Genomic DNA, 18,721 nt, shown 5'->3' on the forward strand with positions numbered 1-18,721 from the left:
ATGGGAGTCCGACAACAACGTCCGCAATATCTTGCGCAAAAGCAAGCGGGAGAAATTCTATCCAGCCGAGCTTGCGGATAGAGTGCGGAGAGATGATAATGCGCAGTATTCGGTTCAGATGCTGCCAGAATTGCAGCCGAACCCGATGCCCCCGCCAGCTCCTTTCTGGCCATTTGGGCAATATCCCCATTCCATTTCAGACGATGCGATCTCACCTTGCAGGAGAAATCCATGACCTATGCTCAATGCGCATGCGGAAATCTGACAGTGACGCCTCACCAGCCACCACAATTGACGGCTTTGTGCCACTGTTTCGCCTGCCAGCGAAGAACTGGCGCGCCGTTCAGCGCGAATGCCTTCTATGCGATAGACTGCGTTGAAATTTCAGGCACATCGACAGAATTCGTTCGTATCGCAGAAAGCGGCCGCAAGGTCCGGATGCACTTTTGCCCGGCTTGCGGTTCAACCGTTTATTGGCTGCCCGAAGCTGCCCCATCCCTGATCGGCGTAGCGGTTGGTACATTTGCCGATCCGGCTTTTGCCCCGCCCACCCTGTCAGTGTTCGAACAATCGAAGCATGAATGGGTGTCTCTCGACGGGGCAATCAATCATTTTCAACGCTTGCCGGACAGCAATTAGAGCATTTCAATCATTGGAAATGCTCTATCTGTTTGTTTTTATGCATGTCTTTATCCCGAAACCGGTTCCCACTTTCGGGAGACATGCTTGAACGATGCCCGCCCGGAAACCGCCCTTGGAAATCGTCAAAAGATGACGATCATTCTTTCAGAATTTTACCCACCAGCGGCTGCCAGTGTTCGTAACAGCGTCGAGAAGGTGAGGGAGCGGTTTGTGTCCGGTTGATTGTCGCTGAGGCCGTCGTTTCGCGACAGCGACTTGCGGACATTACTCGGGCTATAGCCGAATTGCTGCGTGAAGGCCCGCGTGAAATTGGCCGCCGTATCGAAGCCAAACAGTTGCGCAATATCGGACACTTTGCGGTTTTCCGATGCATCGGCAAGCATTTCATGTGCCGCAAGCAGCCGCTTCTGGCGGATATAGCTAAGCACCCCACCCGAGCCTTCGAACAGTTGATAGAGATGTGTGCGTGAGACGGCGAGTTCCTTGCTTAGCGCATCGGGCGTGAGTTCACGCGACAGGAGGTTTTTCTGGATGAAGCGCCTGGCTTTGGTCATCAGCCCCAGAGATGCATTATGCTCGCTCATATCGCTTTCCCTCACCAGAGGGGCGATGGTGTCGAATACGAGCTGCCGCAGGGCGTCGCGCAATTCCGGCAGGTCTTCGCTTGTTATATGGCCCAGCCCCGCCTGGATCGTCGATACGAAGTCGATCAGCAGCTTGGCGCGATAACCTCCAAGCGTCGCATTATTGCAGGCTTCCGGCATGCCGCCCAAAGCGGCGAACTGATCGACGGGAATAATCAGAAGCACCACTTCCGTTGCCAGCGCACGACCACGAAACGGATAGCCAAACGACCGGATATTGATCATGCCGGGCTCGTTTTCCGCCACACGGCCATCCACGGAGGTCCAGGTGCGGCCACGACGCAAAAAGCTGATCTGCCAGTGGTCGATCGGGCTGAAACGAACCTTTTCCGCCGTACGCTCATAACTGAACGACGGAACGCTCTGCTCTATCAGCAGCATTCCATGCAGATTCCAGACTTTCTGGGTAACAGCGAAGCCATCAGCGGCATTGACGCCATCGGGCATACGCACCTCATAGAGAGGAGCTACATGCTGTTGCCATGCAGCGAACTGGACGGCAGGTTCAAGCTGTTCAGTCGTGAATACCAGCGGGGCCAGAATATTGGCGCTTCGGGCGTCTTCGCCAAGCGGCGCAAGCGGCAGCCGCGCTGACTGGCGGCGCTCCACAAAATCGGGCTTCAGATCACGCGTAGCCTTGTCGCTCGGGGATGTCACGGCAACTCCCTCAACCAACCCGAAGGCTCAAGCCGCGGAGACCGCAACCCAAGTCCCTGCGTGGATATTAGCATTTTCGCGCATAAAATCAAAATAAGCCGGAACATTATCAGCCAGGTAACCGTTCAGGCCTGTAGCCGATATTCCTCTTGCGCGGCGAACACCCGCATCACCGGCTTCGTCCCGGATTTGACCGGAAGCATTGCAGATTTCAGAACCGCCTGTGAAACAGGTTGTTTACGTCCCATTTGATGAAAATTTTCATGAAAATCCGGCCAGAATATTAAAACGCATCCGATAGAAAGCACGGTAATAACAACCGGAGGCAATCGCATGAACAATGTATTTGCATATGCTGTACGCCGCGACGGCTTGAAATGGGCTGCCGCTATCGTCGTAGGACTGTCCGCTTCATTTTGCCTGACGGCAGGTGCAGAAGCCAAGGATATCCGCAAGCAGAAAAGCGCAACGGTCTCCGTTTATCTCGCCAAGTTCGAGATTGGCAGTCAAGCTCGCTTCAACAAGCCCGCATCCGCGAAGGTCATCAAGGTTTCCGCATCGCAATATGCGACCGGCACATCCTATGTCTGCACGCCAAGCGGCTTCGGCCAGAAATCCCGCTGCTTCATCCGCGACTAGTGGATTGAATTTGACGTTTGATACCCGTCCGATATCAATCCTGTTCCAAACGTCAAATTCGAAAAATCCACTAGATTCATAAAGTTACTAGTGCACGATCTGGCCACCGCGAAACGGCTTTCGGGAGACGCTCCAAGGCATACCGGCTCGCCAGAACTCGATACTGATCAGCGAGCCGGCATGCTTGCCCGGCGATCATATCATCTCGCCTTGGCTTTCATGATTGCCAGTCCCTTGCTGATACGGTCACCGCGCAACAGCTTGGCTGCCTCATCGGTCGGGCGGGGGGGATTGTTGCGGAAGACATACCAACTGCCCCCCAGCGAACGCTTCTGATAGATGACGCCGTCCTGTTCGCGGTGGAGGAAGCAGGTCGTATCGCTGCTGCTCCCCGTCTTGCTGACCCAATAGGCCTGAAGACAGAGCTTGCCGCTGTCGGTGGCATACCAGCGCCCCTGTGCATAGGACCAGACCCTGCCCTTCTGCGACCAGGCGATGAAACGATGTCTGTCGGCAGAGAAATAGCCACCGCCATCCTTCCATTTCCATGTTCTGCCGGAATAAAGCGCCTCAAGCGCCCGGGCTGAGAGTGGTGACGCCGCAGCAGCCTTGATGGCAACCGGATCTTCGGTCTTCGGCTTCGGCGCCGCATCGGCAGCGCCTGCCAGAAGAAGCACGGACAGCGCCGCGCTGACGGTTCTCAAACGGATCGAAAACATTGTCGTATTCCTGTTCAGACGTTAGAGCATGATTAAAACGGGACGCATTCGCGTCTCCGGATCAATCAAGCGGATGGTTCGCAACCCGCCAGTCAGGCCGCCCGACACCACGTGGCCACGGATAGACTTCGCGGTCATTGAAGTAGACGGCCGCTGTCAGTTTCGGGAATTCGGGCTGCGGCTTGTTGGTCTCCTGTGCCCAGGCGCGGACATAGGTATCGCTTCCCTCATAGCCGAGCTCGGCGATGACAATCGGCTTCTTGAAACCCACAACCCGGTCATATCCGGGCTTTGCCCGTTCGACGAAGGTGGATGCGCGCCCGAGTTCCAGCATATCGTAGGTTTCGTAGCCGAACACCGACAGGCCGATGACATCGACATAGCCATCGCCCGGATAATAGGCCTCAAGCCCCTCTTCACCCTTCGGCGACCACATATATTTGGCGTGCGGCAGTGACTTGCGGCAGACACTGACAACATGCTGATAGGCGCGGATATAACCCTCAGCCGGCCAGTAGGACCAGGTGAACTGGCCAGCCTTGTCGTCCATTTCCTGCGCCCAGCGAATGGTGACCGGGCTCTTCAGCTTGGAAGCAGCAGAACAGACGGCAGCCATGTTTGAATCGTAGCGGCCACGCACGATGCCGCTCAGAAGATCATCTGGCGCAACGCGCCAGTCGCGAGCCCATGACCAAGGTTCGATGGTGATCAGCAATTCGCGGCCCCGTTCCTGCGCATAGGCATCGGCGGTCGACAGGCTGGTCAGGTCCACATCTTCCCAGGGCAGGAACAGATGCTCGATGCGGGAATTTGGATCGTTGGTGAAATCCCCGTGCGGATCATAGGCCCCGAACGTGATGGATTGCGGGGTTATGACCGGGCGCTTGTCATGGAACATGTTGCGCGTATCGACATTGGCACCCGAGACACCGCTTGCCGCGTAAACAGCAGTTGAAAGCATCCCACCGCAAAGAATGGCCGTTGCTATTTTATATGAGGTTTTCATCGCCGCCTCCTTTATTGCGTTGGCGATTGCGCGACGGGCAGCGCCAGATTCAGCGCTTCCGTTTTTGGCGTTATTGTTTCGATGGAGACGAGCTTGCGCGCTTCGTCATCCTTGTTTCCGCCAGCGTGGCGGAAGACATACCAGACACCGTCCGGCTCGCGTTTCTGATAGATCGTCCCATCGGCAATGCGGTGGGAGAAACAGGTCTTGTTCGGGAAGACGCCCTGATCCAGATGCCATTTCGCATCGAAGCACATCTGGCCCGACCAGGTGATCCGCCAGCGGCCTTCAGCCCAGGCCTTGCCCTTGTCGCCATCGATGCGGGCGGTGAAACGGCGGTTCTGGCTTTCCATCCGGCCAGCGCCATCGGCCCACTGCCAGTTCTTGTCGCGATAGAGCACGTAAAGCTCTGCAGGTGTCATCACACGGGCGCCATCGGGCAAACCATCTGCCGTAGCCGTTGCCGCACCGGCTGGCGTGCCGAGCCCGGCCAGCAGGACAAAGAGTGTGAGAACGCCTCTGCTCCTGTCCATGCGCCAGCCATACCGGGACCGTTGGCCTTCAAACATCGAATGTTTCATTTGAACCTCCCACGACCTTCAGGTTGCGCGCACCCGCCAAGGGTTCTTGCGATTGACGGATGCGCGCGTGCGGCAGAACGTTTGTTGGTCTTGTTTCCTGCCGCTGTTGAACGGGACGACCGATTGTCGAAATCCGGAAGCCCAGATTTTCGGCAATCGCCGGTGAAAAGACATTGCGCAAATCGACGAGCACCGCGTCCTGCATGACCTGTTTCATCCGAACGAGATCAAGCTTGCGAATGCTGTCCCATTCGGTCACGACCACCGCCGCATCGGCTGTGTTCAGACAATCATAGGGGTCGTCACAAAAATCGACATCGCTGAGAAGACGGCGTGCATTCTCCATTCCTGCCGGATCAAAGGCCCGAATTCTGGCACCGAAACGCTGCAAGGTTTCGATAAGCGGAATGGACGGCGCGTCACGCATATCGTCCGTATCGGGCTTGAATGTCAGACCGAGAACGGCAATCGTCCGGCCTTCGACACTACCGCCGAGCGCATCCAGAACCTTCAGCGCCATGCGACGCTTGCGCGCTTCATTAACGGTAACCGTTTCCTCGACCAGCCGCAGGGCGACCCCGTGATCCTGGGCAGTGCGCAACAGCGCTATCGTATCCTTTGGGAAGCAGGAACCACCATAGCCCGGCCCCGCATTGAGAAAGCTGGTGCCGATACGCTTGTCCAGCCCCATGCCAAGCGCCAGCTCGGTGACATCGCTGCCGACTTCCTCGCACAGATCCGCCAGTTCGTTGATGAAGGTGATCTTGGTAGCGAGAAAAGCGTTGGCCGCATATTTTATCAGCTCCGATGTCCGGCGCTGCGTAATCACGATTGGCGTCTTTCCAGCTTCAAGCGGCGGAGCATAAAGGGCGACAAGCACGGAACGTGCGCGCTCGTCCTCCACCCCGATGACGACGCGATCGGGCTCCAGAAAATCGCGGATAGCCACACCCTCGCGCAGGAATTCCGGATTGGACGCAACGGAGAATGTGCCCGGTCGGCGAACCGAGCCGATGATCTTTTGCACCACATCGCCGGTGCCGACCGGAACGGTGGACTTGACCACGACGACGCTATAGTCGTCGATCAATGGCGCAAGCTCGCGGGCGGCCATATAGACAAAGGACAGGTCCGCATCGCCGTGTCCGGCACGCGCTGGTGTACCGACTGCGATGAAGACAAGCTCCGCGCCCTTGACCGCTTCCGCCAGATTGGTCGTGAAGCTGAGCCGGCCAAAGGCGAAGTTGCGTTCCACCAGCTCATCCAGCCCCGGCTCGTAGATCGGCACAATGCCGCGCTCCAGCCGGGCGATCTTCTGGGCGTCCTTGTCGACACAGACGACCTCGTGTCCCCATGCTGCGAAACACGTGCCACTGACCAATCCGACATATCCCGTACCGATAACAGCGATCTTCATAATCGTCGCGCCTCTTTCGCCTAGTTCTCTGTGCTGGCAGCATCCGTGCGCCAGCGTGGATTGAAAATTGTCCGGTGGAGATCGCGTCCGCCCACACCGGCACCGGCGACCGAGAAGCGGTCGTCAAATATCGTGAAGCTTTTCGTGCCCCAGCTCAGTGCCTCGATGCCGTCGCGTCCGCGTTCAACAGTCGTGAAGCCGGTCAGCGCGACCAGCGCCGTAAAACTGCATGCCAACACCGGTCGATAGAGGCGGCTTGTCATCCGCACCCGATTTTCGCGGGTGTGCTGGATCACGATCATCGCCATCAGGAACAGGTAGGAACACGCATTAACGATGGCGAAAATGAAGAAGCCCCGCGTTTCATGAGCATCCCTGACGACGAGCACCGGCAGGATGGAGAGACCGGAGATCAGCGCATAGGGAGCGATCACCCGCAACGGGACCGGATCGACCTCGGATGAGCCCTTCGGCGTGACACGAAAATCGACAAAGGAACCGGTCAGCCAGTCGCGGAAGGCTGCGAAGGTGCCAGCCAGAGCCCAGGGCCACCGCGCCAGCAGGAACAGCATCGCTTCCCAGCTGAAAATCCTGCCGTCGACCGGACGGAATGTCTTGCTGGACCGCCACCAGAATGCCAGCACCAGGGTCACGAGCGAGAGCGGCAGGAAGTGCATCAGGAAGGCAGGATAGGTAACGCTGACGAAATTATCGCCATAAGCCAAAATGACTATCGGCAGTACGAATGCCAGCGCCAGAAAGAATGCATAGAGCGGATACCAGAGCTGCGAGAACAGGAACTGGAGCTTCAGGCGCAGCGGCAGCCGCCCGATCAGCTTCGGCGTATATTGCAGCAGGATCATCACAAGGCTGCGCGACCACTGGAATTCCTGCGTCACGAGATCGGCGAAGGTGCGCGGGCCGTCACCATGGGCGATGGCGTCCAGCGCATGGACACCACGCCAGCCATGCGCGTTCATGAACAGGGTCGTGGAATGATCTTCGGCCAGTTCCGGCCCGAGACCGCCGATTTCCTTCAACGCTGCCGTGCGCACCGCATAATGGGAGCCGATGCAGAGCGGGGCAAAGCCGCCATTGTAACCGGCTTGCAGCGAGCCATGCATGCTGGCTTCCACATAGAGACGTCCGCGCGCCGACCAGCTTTCATGCGCATTGCGATCACAAATGCTCGGTGCGGAAACATAACCGACAGCCGGATCGGCAAAAGGCCGCAGGATATTGAAGAGATAGCCCGGTTCAGGCACATGGTCGGCGTCGAGCTGCGAGACGAAATCATAGCGCTCATAGCCATAGTGATCATAGAAGAAAGCAAGATTGCCTTCCTTGCACCGGGTACGGCGCGGCCAGGTCTGCCGATGATAGTCGGCGCGGCCCTTGCGCGTGGAAACGAACACGCCATGCTCACGACACCAGGCAAGCGTCGAGAGCGAAGGGTCCTCATCGGCAAGCCAGGTATCGTGCGGCACATCCTGCGCCAGCATGGCGCGCAATGTTTCAGCCACGACCTCGAAGGGCTCTGACGGAGCCTTGGTGACGACCATGGCGACGCGGCTTCCGGCAGGAATGCGAAGCGGGCCGGTCGGGCGCGCTGCGTGGAAGAAAACCGTGATGAAGTAAAGCGGCAGGATCGTGATCCACGCCAGGAGTGCCGTCACCAGAATGGAGCCGAGCAGATGATTGTGCTTTGCGCTGATGAACCACCATTGCCAGAAATAGGCGATGGCGAGGGCCCACAGGACGATGCCCACCACATATTCCGCCCGCTTGCGGCCAGTGAAGATGGGCGCCAGCAATGGTTCCGTTTCGCCTGTATCGCCATCAATGACTGGATGAAGTTCGCGCCGTGTCATGTCCGCATCTCCAGACCAAAGAAGGGCGCAGCCGTGCGAATGATCGTGTCGAGATCGGAATGGAGCGTGCGAAAGCCAAGCTTCGCTGCCGCTTCAGCCGGATCGGCATAAAGCACCGGCGGATCGCCTGCCCGGCGCGCACGCATTTCGACAGGCACCGTGCGTCCGGTCAACCGGTCTATCGCATCCACGATTTCCTTGATGGACGTTCCGCGCCCGGTTCCCAGATTAAGGACCAGATTGCCGCCGCCATTCAGGAGATGTTCGACTGCAAGCACATGTGCCCGCGCCAGATCGACCACATGAATATAGTCGCGGATGCAGGTGCCATCCGGCGTTTCGTAGTCGTCGCCGTAGACTTCCAGATAATCCGCCATGCCCGCCGCAGCCAGCATGGCGCGCGGTATCAGATGAGTTTCGGGATCGTGCTTTTCGCCCAGTTCGCCATCCAGATCGGCACCGCAGGCATTGAAGTAGCGCAGCGCCGCATAGGGCATGCCATAGGCTGACGAATAGTCGGCCAGCATATGTTCCGCGATCAGCTTTGTGCGGCCATATGGATTGATCGGATTCTGCGTTTCGCCTTCGCGGATCGGCAGCACATCCGGAATGCCGTAAGTGGCGCAGCTCGATGAGAAAATGATCGGGCGTCCGCCTGTCAGGCGGCTGGCCTCCAGAACGGACTGGATGCCGCCGACATTGTTGCGATAATATTTTGCGGGGTCCGTGACGGATTCCCCCACATAGGCCGAGGCCGCAAAGTGGATGATGGCTGCCGGATCAAAGGTCCTGATGGCAGCGATAAGCTGCTCCTGCGAAAGCGTGTCGCCCTCGACAAACTCGCCCCAGCGCACGGAAGACCGGTGACCCGTCGTCAGGTTGTCATAGACGACCGGCGAAAATCCACTTCCGTGCAGAAGCTTGGCCGTATGGCTGCCAATGAAGCCGGCGCCACCGGTGACGAGTATGGTCCGCCGTGTCATCTCGCCACCTCGAAGAGTTCGCCCGATGGCCTGACCAACTGGCGTTCGAAATAGGCAATCGTCTGCTTCAGTCCTTCGGCCAGCGCAATTTGCGGCTCCCAGCCAAGCTCGCGCTTGGCGAGCATGATGTCCGGGCGCCGCTGGCGCGGATCATCGGTGGGCAGAGGACGATAGACAATGCGCGAGGATGAATTTGTCAGTGCAATGATCTGCTCGGCCAGTTCACGCACGGTGAACTCGCCCGGATTGCCGATATTGACGGGCTTTTGAACCTGGCTGTTCATCAGCCGGCTGAAGCCTTCGATCAGGTCATCGACATAGCAGAAGGAACGGGTCTGGGAACCATCGCCATAGATGGTGATGTCTTCACGCTTGAGCGCCTGAACGATGAAGTTCGACACGACACGGCCATCATCGGGCCGCATGCGCGGGCCATAGGTATTGAAGATGCGCACAATACGGATATCGACGCCATACTGCTTGTGAAAATCGTAGAACAGCGTTTCGGCGGAGCGCTTGCCTTCATCATAGCAGGACCGGGGGCCGAACGAGTTCACATTGCCCCAATAGGCTTCCGGCTGCGGATGTGTTTGCGGGTCGCCATACACTTCCGATGTCGAAGCCTGAAATATCCGTGCCTGATAATGCGCTGCAAGCTCGAGCAGATTGAGCGAGCCGATAACGCTCGTCTTCATCGTATGCACCGGATCAGCCTGATAATGCGGCGGCGATGCAGGACATGCGAGATTATAAATCTCGTCTACCGGCAGATCGATCGGGTTAACGATATCATGGCGCACGAAGCTGAACGTGTCGTAACGCAGGAGATTGCGCAGGTTCTCAAGCCGGCCCGTCGAAAAGTTATCGACGCAGATGACGAAGTTTCCTTCGTTCAAAAGACGTTCGCAAAGATGAGAGCCAAGAAATCCGGCGCCGCCTGCTACCAGAATGCGCCGTGTTGACATGCGCTCTGCAGATATACCCGATGATCTGAAGTTTATACTCACGAGAATCTCCAACGCTACTATTTCGCTTGCGTCATCTGGTAAAAAATCAAAGAAATTCCTTCAACGCGCTCGAATAGAGGCGCGCCGGACGGTATTTTCCGATTGCTTTACTAGATGATTGAAGATAGCCGGGCTGAAGTCATGAGTCGTTAGCGTAGAATCCGGAAACTTATCCTTGCGTCCATTTTTGAAGCCTGGACGGTTTCTTTTATCCGGAGCTTTTGCGCTGTCGTGAATGCACCGTTTCGCGCCATGTTCCAAAGCATAATCCGACCGGAGTGAAACGAAGATCGATAGATCATGCCTGAAATAGAAGAGTTAGAGCGCAGATCTGATTCAATCAGATCGAAACGCGCTCTAACGCAGAATATCCGAAAGACGCTTCTGTTCTTTTTCGACGCGCTCGAGATTGAGACCCGCCAGAAGGTCGAGAATATGGGTCTTCATCAAGGCTGCGGCATCGTCGCTTCTGTGCTGTTCGATGGCATCGACCAGCGCGTGATGCGCGTCGCTCTGGCAGGTCGTCTCGCGCCGCTCCCAATAGAGCGAAATGATGAGCGAGGAACGCGGCAGCAGATCGCCGACGAAACCCGCCAGGATCGAGTGTCCCGAAATCTCGGCCAGATGCGTGTGAAAAAGCGCTGACAGCATGATCGCCTCGCTGTCGCGCCCGGCATGAAGGGCCTCATGCTCGTCGTGGAGATGCTGCCGCAACTGTTTGACCTGCTGGGGCTCGATGACCTTTGCTGCGAGAGCCGCCACCTGCGGCTCGATCAGCAAGCGTGCCTCGAACACTTCGCGCGCTTCCTCGCGTGACGGCTCGGCCACGAAGGCACCGCGATTGGGTTCCAGCCGCACGAGCCTGTCATGGGCCAGCGCCTGCAGGGCAGAGCGCACGAAGGCGCGGCTGACGGAATAGATTGTCGCCAGCTCGTCCTCCGGCAGCTTGGTGCCCGGAAGCAGACGATGGCTTACAACCGCTTCGCGCAAGCCGTTATAGACCGGAAGCCAGCGCGCATTTCCGCCGTTTTGGTCTGTCGTGTTGGTCGCAGCCAGGTTCATCGTCATCCAATAGAAGCTGTTCAAAGGGTGAATGCGATCAGGCGATACAGCATCCGCAAATCCGCTATTTATTCTCTTACATATCGAACACAGGTCCGGCGAGTGTCAACAATGTCGCGAGTTCTGATACACAAACCCGATTGAAATCACCCGGACATCAGTTTTCCCGCCCAATTCCTGCGTGAATAGTCAGTTTCGGGGCGAAAAAGGTTCAAAAATACCTTGAAAGCCCTTCATTCGCGGTGACTGATAGCCTCCCAGTTTGGATGTCCGTAAGCCGAGCCCCACAAGGCTTTCGCACAGCTTCACCGCACAGGTTACGCCGTCGATGACCGGCAATCCGTGCTCCCTTGAAAGGGAAGCGGCAAGGTCGGCCATGCCCGCGCAACCAAGCACGATGGCTTCGGCATGGTCTTCCCGGATGGCTTTTGCGATCTCGCTTGACACCTTGTTGTGTGCATCCGATCCCGGAATTTCGAGGTCGAGCACGGCCACGTCGCTGGCCCGCACACGGGCGCAGCGCGATATGAGACCATAGCGCGAAAGATTGTGTTCGATGGCAGGCACCGAACGCGACAATGTGGTGACGACGCTGAATTTTCCGGCAATCAGGCTTGCCATGTGAAAGGCCGCCTCACCGATACCGATCACCGGCATGGTTCCGGCGCAGCGTGCAGCATCAAGGCCGGTATCGTCGAAACAGGCGATGACGCAGGCATCGGCGGTCGGGCGCTTCTGCATTTCCCCGATCATGCCGGGAATGGCAAAGACCTCATCGAAATAGCCTTCGATGCTTGGCGGTCCGTCAAGCGGATTGGTCGCGATGATTGTCGTACCGGCACCAGCCACGCTGCGCGCGGCTTCACCGATCTTATGCGTCATCGATGCAGTCGTATTGGGGTTGATGACAAGTATTTCCATTTTCCTCGAACCATCGAAATATTTGTTTTCGTTCTGGATGGTCCAGAGCGTCTTTTCAAACGCTCTGCCTAATCATTCACAAGACACTGGTGTCAAATCTCCCCGCCCAGATAGAGTTTCTTGACCCGATCGTCTGTCGCCAGTTCTTCCGAATTGCCGGACAGGACGATCTTGCCGGTTGTCAGTGCATAGGCGCGCTGCGAAATGCGGAGCGCCATGCGGGAATTCTGCTCGACCAGAAGAACACTTACCTTTTCATCGCGATTGATCGCGACGATGGAGCGGGCGATATCCTGCACCAGCTTTGGCGCGACCCCGAGAGAGGGTTCGTCCAGCAGCAGAAGCTTCGGCTTGGCCATGAGCGCGCGCCCAATGACCAGCATCTGCTGCTCGCCGCCGCTCATCGTGCCTGCGGCCTGCGAATAGCGCTCCTTCAGGCGCGGAAACCGCCCCAGAACCATCTCCAGCGTATTGGCGATATCCGCTTTGCTGGAGCGGGTGAACGCTCCCATCATCAAATTGTCGCGCACGCTCATATAGGGAAAGACACGGCGGCCTTCCGGCACCATTGCAATCCCCATCTTGACGATCTCATCCGACCGCGTGCCGTCGATGCGGCGACCCTCATAATGGATTTCACCCTTGCGGATTTTTTTCAGCCCCGTGATCGCTCGCAGGATCGAGGATTTGCCCGCACCATTGGCACCGATCAGCGCGACCGTTTCCCCCTCCTGAACGCTCAGCGAAACGCCTTTCAGCGCATAGACGTGATCGTAATAGAGTTCGGCATCGGAAACTTTGAGAAGCTCTGCCATGGTCAATATCCAATCGTTTCGTCTTCTGCACCGAGATAGGCTTCAATCACCTTCTCGTTTTCCTGGATCTGCTTTGGCGTGCCTTCGGCAATCTTCTGCCCGAAATTGATGACGACGATCCGATCGGAAATATTCATAACCGCCGGCATGTCGTGTTCCACCAACAGCACCGTGACACCCCGGTCGCGGACCGCACGCACCATTTCCACCGCCTTGACGGTTTCGTCATGGTTCATCCCGGCAAAAGGTTCGTCCAGAAGCAGGATCTTCGGTTCCGTGGCGAGACCGATGGCAATGCCGAGCGCACGCAGATGGCCATGCGGCAGGTTCTGTGCAACTTCATCCCGCTGCTTCCACAGGCCCAGAAACTGCAGGATTTCATCGGCGGAACGCCCGAATTCCTCCTGATCCCGACGGGCAAGGCTTGAACCCACATAGCAACCAAGGAAACTTGCCTTGGCGCGCAGGTGGTGACCGACAATCACATTGTCGCGCACTGTCATGCCCTTGAAGATGGTGGTTTCCTGAAAGGTACGCACCACACCCTTTCGTGCCACGATATGCGGCGCCAGCCCCGATATGCGTTCGCCCTTGAACCGGACCTCGCCGGTCGTAGGATTGAGGAATGAGGCGATCAGCTTGAACAGCGTGGACTTGCCCGCGCCGTTCGGCCCGATAACCGACAGGATTTCCTTTTCGCGCACTGAAAAAGAGACATCGTTGACCGCAACAAGACCACCGAAGCGTTTGGTCAGGTTCTTGACTTCCAGAAGATCGCTCATGATCCAGCTCCCTTCTTTCCGGTCAGTCTGAGGCTGAGAAGTCCGTTCGGCAGAAACAGCATCAGGATAATGAGAACGCTCGAGAAGATGAGAAGCTGGAACTTGCCGGTCTGGAACAGGAAGTCCCAGCCGAAATAGAGCACGAAGGTTCCGACGATCGGGCCGAAGACATAGCCAAGCCCGCCCAGGAAACAGTTGAGCATGAAATTGACCGAGTCCGTGACCGTGAAGCTCGACGGATAGATCGACTGCGAGATCGCAATGAACATCGCACCGCCAAGCCCGCCGAGAAATGACGAGATCGCATAGGCCAGCACACGCAGATTGGTGATGTTGACACCAATTGACGAAGCAAGTTCCTCATTTTGCTGCAGCGACTGGCAAAGACCGCCGATGCGCGAATTGATAAGACGGTAGAGCCCGGCAAAGCACAGCACCATCAGCACGATGGACACGAAATAGAAGGCCGCGCGCGGGTTCTGCAATGTTGCGAAATCCGGCAGGATGGTCAGGCCGAACAGCGATATGCCGCCCGGCATCGGAATGCTGACCATGCCCTTGGCGCCATTGGTGATGGGCAGCGCCATTGCCAGAAGGCGGGCAACTTCGGTCAGAACCAGCGTGACCATGGCGAAATAAACGCCGCGAAGCCGCAGGATCGGAATGCCGATCAGGATACTGGCAAAGGCGCAGAACAGCCCGGCAATAGGCAGCGTCAGCCAGAAGGAGACGCCATATTTCACCATCAGAATTGCCGAGACATATCCACCCATGAGGGCATAGGCGCCCTGACCGATATTGATGCGACCGATATAGAAGGTGAGCCACACGCCGCCGCTGACGATGGAGAGAAGCGCCACAGAAGTCAGCGTGTAATAGAGGTCGTGCCGTCCGGTGGTTTCGATCAGGACCGGAATACCGATGAAGATCAGGGCCAGAAAGGCAGCGACGCCGATAAGCTTTGTTGTCTTTGTCATGATTGCCCCCTCAACCCCACGGCTTACCCATGAGCCCGTTCGGACGGATGCTCAGGAACACCATCAATGCAGCGAAGATGACGAGATAAGTGATGTCGCCATAGGAGCGCAGCACCGTCAGGCCGACGGATTCCATCATGCCGAGGATGAAGCCACCGGCAATGGCGCCGCTGACGACGCCTGCACCGCCGATCATCACCATCATGAAAGCCTTGATGGATATGGCACCGCCGATACCGGAATTGACACCGGTAATGGCGACCAGCAATCCACCGACCAGCCCAGCAAGCATTGCCCCCAGCGCGAAGCCTATCATGGAATAACGGTCGACATTCACGCCCATCAACTGCGCGGCCACGCGGTCCTGGGCGAGCGCGCGCATCGCGCGACCGGGTTTTGTGTACTGCATAAAAAGAACAAAGGCTGCGATGAAAACCACGGCGAGCACGCCGATCAGGATGCGGTCATATGGCATTATCAACCAGTCGGACACGAAGACCCCATTGACGATCTTCGGCACGCCGCGCTGCTTTTCACCGAACAGAAGCAGGATCACCGCATCAAGGAAAAAAGCGACTGCGGCAGCAAGAAGCATTGTGCTTTCGTCGCGCAGACTTCGCTTGATGACGGGTCTGAAGAGAAATTTTTCGATCAGCGCACCGACGATCATCAATGTGACGGCGGAGGCCAGAAGAGCAACAACAAACGGCAGGCCGAGCTGCCCGTAAACCGTATAGGTGACGAAACCGCCCAGCACATACATCTGGCCGTGCGCAAAGTTGAGGACGTTCATGAGCGCGAAGATCAGCGTCAGTCCCAACGCGATCAGTGCATATTGCGCACCCAGATATAGCCCATTGGCTATCACTTGTTCCATGAAAGCAGACTCCCTCGTGCGAAGCACCGGGCATGCTGCAAGGCAGGCCCAGGACTTCGTGACATTCCTGACAATTGGGAGGCCCGAAGCAGAAGTCCCCCTCCTCCGCTTCGGGCTGATTAATGGTCTGGAAATTAATCGACCTGGCCGACGAAAAGCGTTTCAAACTTGCCGTCTTTATATTCCGTCACAACCATCGGAATGCCGATCTGCCGCTTCTGCGTGAAGGACGAGGTGCCAACGTAGGTCAGCTTGGAACCGTCGCCGTCACCCTTGACGAAAGGATTGGGCGCAGAGAACGTGTCCATCGTCTTCTTGAATTCCTCGACATTATCGACCGCCGCCGGATTGGCCTTCAGCGTTTCCACGATATATTCCAGTGCATAGACCTTGGTGTTGGACTCGTCGTTATATTCGCCGTAAGCCTTGGTATAGCGATCGACGAATTCCTTCATCACGTCGGATGCAATTTCCGGCGTGGATGCACCGCCCACCGAGATGAAGCCGTTGGCGAGTTCGCCCGCACCTTCTTCCAGAACCTTGGCGTCCTGTGCAGTTTCAGTGGAAATGAAGCCCTGATAGCCAAGCTCGCGCGCGGCGCGGATCAAAAGCGGCGCATTGCCCGGTGCAACGCCCGAGAGAACCAGCAAGTCCGGCTTCTGCATGACGATCGGCGTCAGGACCGGCGTGAAGTCACGCGTGTCGTTCTGATAGGCATCGTTGGTCGATACGACTTCAAGACCGAGCGCCTTGGCAGCCTCAATACCGCTATCGCGCTGGCTGAGCGGATCGGATTCATTGGCCGCCACGAAGGCAACTGTCTTGATCCCCTTGTTTTCTTTCAGATATTTATAGATCGCTGGGCCGGACTGGTAATTGGCGATCATGCCAAGAACAGCGTTGGATGCTGGCGGCGTATAAAGTTCTTTCGGGAAGGAATAAGGAAAATAGATGATGCCCTTGGCTTCCGCGACCGGGCGGACGGCGGCGGCACCGTCATCGACATTCGGGCCGACCACGTAATGGACGCCTTCCTGGGCCATCTTTTCCATGCCAGCGATGGCGCGCTTCGGGTCTTTCTGGTCGTCGAAGGTGACGACTTTGATCTTGTAGGTATCGTCGCCGATCTTTACGCCGCCCTGCTCGTTGAGCCAATCGGCACGAACCTGCATCGAACGAACATTGGATGTGCCCCAGGATGCAGCAGGGCCGCTGGTGACACCGACGAAACCGATCTTCAGCTCCTTGTCCGCAGCCTGGGAGGCCGATGCAGACATGAGCGCAAATATAGAAACGGCGCCTAGCGCCGCAGTCTTAACAACTGCGCGTCTATTGATCATTTTAGTTCCCCTTACTTAGCTTTACCTTTCCCTCATTTGGCGGGGAAAGAATATATTAAGCTAAACACGCAACTGAAATATTGTCAACAATCTGAATATTTTTAATAAACGATCTTGAAACGATGCGTCATCAATTCCGAGGCACTTCTGAATAGAAAAAAGCGCGCCGGAAACCGACGCGCCTTTTGAGCTGACAAACTGAGAACAGGCTAGTTTCGCGCCTGCAATTGCGCAAAATGGGCGAGCATCCGGTCCGGATCAGCCTTGATACCACTGAAGAGTTCGAACGCGCCGACCGCCTGAAACACGGCCATACCGCCCCCGTCAAGCACGCGACAGCCGCGTTCCCCGGCAAGCCGTACGAGCGCCGTCTGCAAGGGAAAATAGACGATATCCGAAACCCAGAGATGCGGCTGAACCAGTTGAGGCGCAAGCGGCAGACCCGGATGCGCATCCATTCCCGTCGGCGTTGCGTGGACCAGCCCGGACGCGCCTGCCAGTGTTTCCGCCAGATCAACCCCGGCAATGAAACTGCATTGCGGCTGCACCGAGACAAGCTTGCCGATTACCGCATCGACCTTTGCGGCATCGAGGTCGAAGATATGGACCTCTCGCGCGCCCATTTCCGCCAGCGCATAGGCGACGGCCACACCTGCCCCGCCTGCACCGAGCAGCACGACACGTTCTAATGATACTCCCGGCAAGCCGCGGCGAAATCCTTCCGCATAGCCCCACCAGTCGGTGTTGTGACCAATGCGTCTTCCATCGGAGAACACCACCGTGTTGATCGATTGCAGGGCCAAGGCATGGGGCGAAAGTTCATCGACCAGCGCCACCGCAGCCTGCTTGCATGGGTGCGTGATATTGAGCCCCGCAAATCCTTCAGCTTCGGCCTCTGCGACAAGAGCCGGCAGATCGCTGGCTGAACGCCCGTTCTCGGCAATGTCGATAATGTCGTAGCGATAGGCGAGCCCTGCGGCTTCGCCTTCCCGCATATGCATAGCAGGCGAGAGTGAACGCTGAATATTTGCGCCGATCAGACCCACATGCACACGACGTTTGGTCACTTCACTTATCAATTCTCATCTCCGCAAGATCGGACGACACGCCGGTCCTCGTTATTCCGGGCTTTTCAAAAGGGCTATGATCGTGTCGCTGATCAGGCGGCGATGCCGCGCCTTCACGTCGGATGCCATCAGGTCGGTGCCGAAGATCGCGCCGAACGTATGTCTGTTGGACACACGAAAAAAGCACTGCGCGCTAATCAGCATATGGAGGTCCAGCGCGGAAATGCGCCGTTGAAAGATGCCCTGCTCGCGCCCGCGCTCCAGAATTTTCTCAATCGTCTCCAGAATGGTTACATTCTGGCGCGACAGAACATCGGAGCGCTCCATATGTTCGGCGCGGTGAATATTTTCCACAGCGACGAGCCGCACGAAATCCGGATTGGCATCGTCATGGTCGAAAGTGCTTTCCACCAGACTGCGCATGGCGGATTCCGGGTCCTGATCGTCAAGAGACAGCGAGCTTTCAAGCGTGCGTATCTTGCCGTAGGCCCGTTCCAGCACGGCAAGATAAAGCCCGTCCTTGCTGCCGAAATAGTAGTAGATCATGCGCTTGGACGTGCGGGTCTGCGCCGCGATTTCATCCACGCGCGCGCCGGAAAACCCCGATGCCACGAACTCCCGCGCCGCAATGTCGAGAATGTTCTCGCGCGTTGCGTCAGGATCGTTCTTGCGCGACTGCGCCTTGGCGAGTGCCTTTGCCATAGTCCTCCCCCT

The 18,721-nt window shown here is 57.2% G+C and carries 19 protein-coding genes; 2 read left to right on the plus strand and 17 right to left on the minus strand.

Annotated elements, in window-relative coordinates:
- Positions 1 to 231 precede the first annotated feature (231 nt).
- Positions 232 to 639: a GFA family protein gene (locus F9K94_RS06545; protein WP_151644366.1), complete on the plus strand. Its 408-nt coding sequence runs from the start codon at positions 232 to 234 to the stop codon at positions 637 to 639.
- Positions 640 to 794: 155 nt separating this feature from the next.
- On the opposite strand, the gene F9K94_RS06550 is transcribed toward F9K94_RS06545, so the two are convergent.
- Entirely contained in the window at positions 795 to 1,943 is a 1,149-nt protein-coding gene (locus tag F9K94_RS06550) for a helix-turn-helix domain-containing protein (RefSeq protein ID WP_151644368.1), read from the minus strand.
- 333 nt (positions 1,944 to 2,276) lie between these two features.
- On the opposite strand from F9K94_RS06550, the gene F9K94_RS06555 reads away from it, so the two are divergent.
- Positions 2,277 to 2,582, plus strand: a complete 306-nt coding sequence (locus F9K94_RS06555; RefSeq protein ID WP_061347548.1) for a hypothetical protein — start codon at positions 2,277 to 2,279, stop codon at positions 2,580 to 2,582.
- A 200-nt stretch (positions 2,583 to 2,782) separates the two neighbouring features.
- On the opposite strand, the gene F9K94_RS06560 is transcribed toward F9K94_RS06555, so the two are convergent.
- From F9K94_RS06560 to F9K94_RS06635, 16 genes are all read right to left on the minus strand, one after another.
- The gene (locus F9K94_RS06560) at positions 2,783 to 3,301 is read right to left on the minus strand and encodes a DUF995 domain-containing protein (protein WP_151644370.1); all 519 of its coding nucleotides are present in this window, start codon (positions 3,299 to 3,301) and stop codon (positions 2,783 to 2,785) included.
- A gap of 61 nt (positions 3,302 to 3,362) precedes the next feature.
- Positions 3,363 to 4,307: a glycoside hydrolase family 26 protein gene (locus F9K94_RS06565; protein WP_151644372.1), complete on the minus strand. Its 945-nt coding sequence runs from the start codon at positions 4,305 to 4,307 to the stop codon at positions 3,363 to 3,365.
- A gap of 11 nt (positions 4,308 to 4,318) precedes the next feature.
- Positions 4,319 to 4,876, minus strand: a complete 558-nt coding sequence (locus F9K94_RS06570) for a DUF995 domain-containing protein (RefSeq protein ID WP_407922037.1) — start codon at positions 4,874 to 4,876, stop codon at positions 4,319 to 4,321.
- Complete coding sequence (locus tag F9K94_RS06575) at positions 4,869 to 6,305, minus strand: UDP-glucose dehydrogenase family protein (protein WP_151644375.1); 1,437 nt, start codon at positions 6,303 to 6,305, stop codon at positions 4,869 to 4,871. The genes F9K94_RS06570 and F9K94_RS06575 overlap by 8 nt, the downstream gene beginning before the upstream one ends.
- 20 nt (positions 6,306 to 6,325) lie before the next feature.
- Positions 6,326 to 8,176 (minus strand): glycosyltransferase family 2 protein, encoded by a 1,851-nt coding sequence (locus F9K94_RS06580; protein ID WP_151644377.1) that lies wholly within the window; start codon positions 8,174 to 8,176, stop codon positions 6,326 to 6,328.
- On the minus strand, positions 8,173 to 9,159 hold the full coding sequence (gene galE, locus F9K94_RS06585; protein WP_061347542.1) for a UDP-glucose 4-epimerase GalE: 987 nt from the start codon (positions 9,157 to 9,159) through the stop codon (positions 8,173 to 8,175). The genes F9K94_RS06580 and galE overlap by 4 nt, the downstream gene beginning before the upstream one ends.
- Entirely contained in the window at positions 9,156 to 10,124 is a 969-nt protein-coding gene (locus tag F9K94_RS06590; RefSeq protein ID WP_081104545.1) for a UDP-glucuronic acid decarboxylase family protein, read from the minus strand. The genes galE and F9K94_RS06590 overlap by 4 nt, the downstream gene beginning before the upstream one ends.
- 399 nt (positions 10,125 to 10,523) lie before the next feature.
- Positions 10,524 to 11,228, minus strand: a complete 705-nt coding sequence (locus F9K94_RS06595; protein ID WP_061347690.1) for a GntR family transcriptional regulator — start codon at positions 11,226 to 11,228, stop codon at positions 10,524 to 10,526.
- Between the two features lie 189 nt (positions 11,229 to 11,417).
- Positions 11,418 to 12,149: an aspartate/glutamate racemase family protein gene (locus F9K94_RS06600; RefSeq protein ID WP_151644379.1), complete on the minus strand. Its 732-nt coding sequence runs from the start codon at positions 12,147 to 12,149 to the stop codon at positions 11,418 to 11,420.
- Between the two features lie 92 nt (positions 12,150 to 12,241).
- Entirely contained in the window at positions 12,242 to 12,964 is a 723-nt protein-coding gene (locus tag F9K94_RS06605; protein ID WP_061347539.1) for an ABC transporter ATP-binding protein, read from the minus strand.
- A 2-nt stretch (positions 12,965 to 12,966) separates the two neighbouring features.
- Positions 12,967 to 13,746, minus strand: a complete 780-nt coding sequence (locus tag F9K94_RS06610) for an ABC transporter ATP-binding protein (protein ID WP_061347538.1) — start codon at positions 13,744 to 13,746, stop codon at positions 12,967 to 12,969.
- Positions 13,743 to 14,723, minus strand: a complete 981-nt coding sequence (locus F9K94_RS06615; protein WP_061347537.1) for a branched-chain amino acid ABC transporter permease — start codon at positions 14,721 to 14,723, stop codon at positions 13,743 to 13,745. Before F9K94_RS06615 ends, F9K94_RS06610 begins: the two co-directional genes overlap by 4 nt.
- A 10-nt stretch (positions 14,724 to 14,733) precedes the next feature.
- On the minus strand, positions 14,734 to 15,600 hold the full coding sequence (locus F9K94_RS06620; RefSeq protein WP_061347536.1) for a branched-chain amino acid ABC transporter permease: 867 nt from the start codon (positions 15,598 to 15,600) through the stop codon (positions 14,734 to 14,736).
- Positions 15,601 to 15,734: 134 nt separating this feature from the next.
- On the minus strand, positions 15,735 to 16,940 hold the full coding sequence (locus F9K94_RS06625; protein WP_151644381.1) for an ABC transporter substrate-binding protein: 1,206 nt from the start codon (positions 16,938 to 16,940) through the stop codon (positions 15,735 to 15,737).
- Between the two features lie 209 nt (positions 16,941 to 17,149).
- A complete protein-coding gene (locus F9K94_RS06630) occupies positions 17,150 to 18,016 on the minus strand; it encodes a shikimate dehydrogenase (RefSeq protein ID WP_407922038.1) in 867 nt (288 codons plus the stop codon).
- Between the two features lie 42 nt (positions 18,017 to 18,058).
- Positions 18,059 to 18,709 (minus strand): TetR/AcrR family transcriptional regulator, encoded by a 651-nt coding sequence (locus tag F9K94_RS06635; RefSeq protein WP_151644385.1) that lies wholly within the window; start codon positions 18,707 to 18,709, stop codon positions 18,059 to 18,061.
- Between the last annotated feature and the right edge of the window lie 12 nt (positions 18,710 to 18,721).

The organism is Brucella tritici (genome assembly GCF_008932285.1).
In the GTDB taxonomy this organism is placed as follows: domain Bacteria; phylum Pseudomonadota; class Alphaproteobacteria; order Rhizobiales; family Rhizobiaceae; genus Brucella; species Brucella tritici.

What these genes read in the sequence shown, in the direction of transcription:
- F9K94_RS06545 (WP_151644366.1), top strand. Translation starts at nt 232, where the DNA reads ATGACCTATGCTCAATGCGCATGCGGAAATCTGACAGTGACGCCTCAC.
- F9K94_RS06555 (WP_061347548.1), top strand. Translation starts at nt 2,277, where the DNA reads ATGAACAATGTATTTGCATATGCTGTACGCCGCGACGGCTTGAAATGG.
- F9K94_RS06560 (WP_151644370.1), bottom strand. Translation starts at nt 3,301, where the DNA reads ATGTTTTCGATCCGTTTGAGAACCGTCAGCGCGGCGCTGTCCGTGCTT.
- F9K94_RS06565 (WP_151644372.1), bottom strand. Translation starts at nt 4,307, where the DNA reads ATGAAAACCTCATATAAAATAGCAACGGCCATTCTTTGCGGTGGGATG.
- F9K94_RS06570 (WP_407922037.1), bottom strand. Translation starts at nt 4,876, where the DNA reads ATGTTTGAAGGCCAACGGTCCCGGTATGGCTGGCGCATGGACAGGAGC.
- F9K94_RS06575 (WP_151644375.1), bottom strand. Translation starts at nt 6,305, where the DNA reads ATGAAGATCGCTGTTATCGGTACGGGATATGTCGGATTGGTCAGTGGC.
- F9K94_RS06580 (WP_151644377.1), bottom strand. Translation starts at nt 8,176, where the DNA reads ATGACACGGCGCGAACTTCATCCAGTCATTGATGGCGATACAGGCGAA.
- galE (WP_061347542.1), bottom strand. Translation starts at nt 9,159, where the DNA reads ATGACACGGCGGACCATACTCGTCACCGGTGGCGCCGGCTTCATTGGC.
- F9K94_RS06590 (WP_081104545.1), bottom strand. Translation starts at nt 10,124, where the DNA reads ATGTCAACACGGCGCATTCTGGTAGCAGGCGGCGCCGGATTTCTTGGC.
- F9K94_RS06595 (WP_061347690.1), bottom strand. Translation starts at nt 11,228, where the DNA reads ATGAACCTGGCTGCGACCAACACGACAGACCAAAACGGCGGAAATGCG.
- F9K94_RS06600 (WP_151644379.1), bottom strand. Translation starts at nt 12,149, where the DNA reads ATGGAAATACTTGTCATCAACCCCAATACGACTGCATCGATGACGCAT.
- F9K94_RS06605 (WP_061347539.1), bottom strand. Translation starts at nt 12,964, where the DNA reads ATGGCAGAGCTTCTCAAAGTTTCCGATGCCGAACTCTATTACGATCAC.
- F9K94_RS06610 (WP_061347538.1), bottom strand. Translation starts at nt 13,746, where the DNA reads ATGAGCGATCTTCTGGAAGTCAAGAACCTGACCAAACGCTTCGGTGGT.
- F9K94_RS06615 (WP_061347537.1), bottom strand. Translation starts at nt 14,723, where the DNA reads ATGACAAAGACAACAAAGCTTATCGGCGTCGCTGCCTTTCTGGCCCTG.
- F9K94_RS06620 (WP_061347536.1), bottom strand. Translation starts at nt 15,600, where the DNA reads ATGGAACAAGTGATAGCCAATGGGCTATATCTGGGTGCGCAATATGCA.
- F9K94_RS06625 (WP_151644381.1), bottom strand. Translation starts at nt 16,940, where the DNA reads ATGATCAATAGACGCGCAGTTGTTAAGACTGCGGCGCTAGGCGCCGTT.
- F9K94_RS06635 (WP_151644385.1), bottom strand. Translation starts at nt 18,709, where the DNA reads ATGGCAAAGGCACTCGCCAAGGCGCAGTCGCGCAAGAACGATCCTGAC.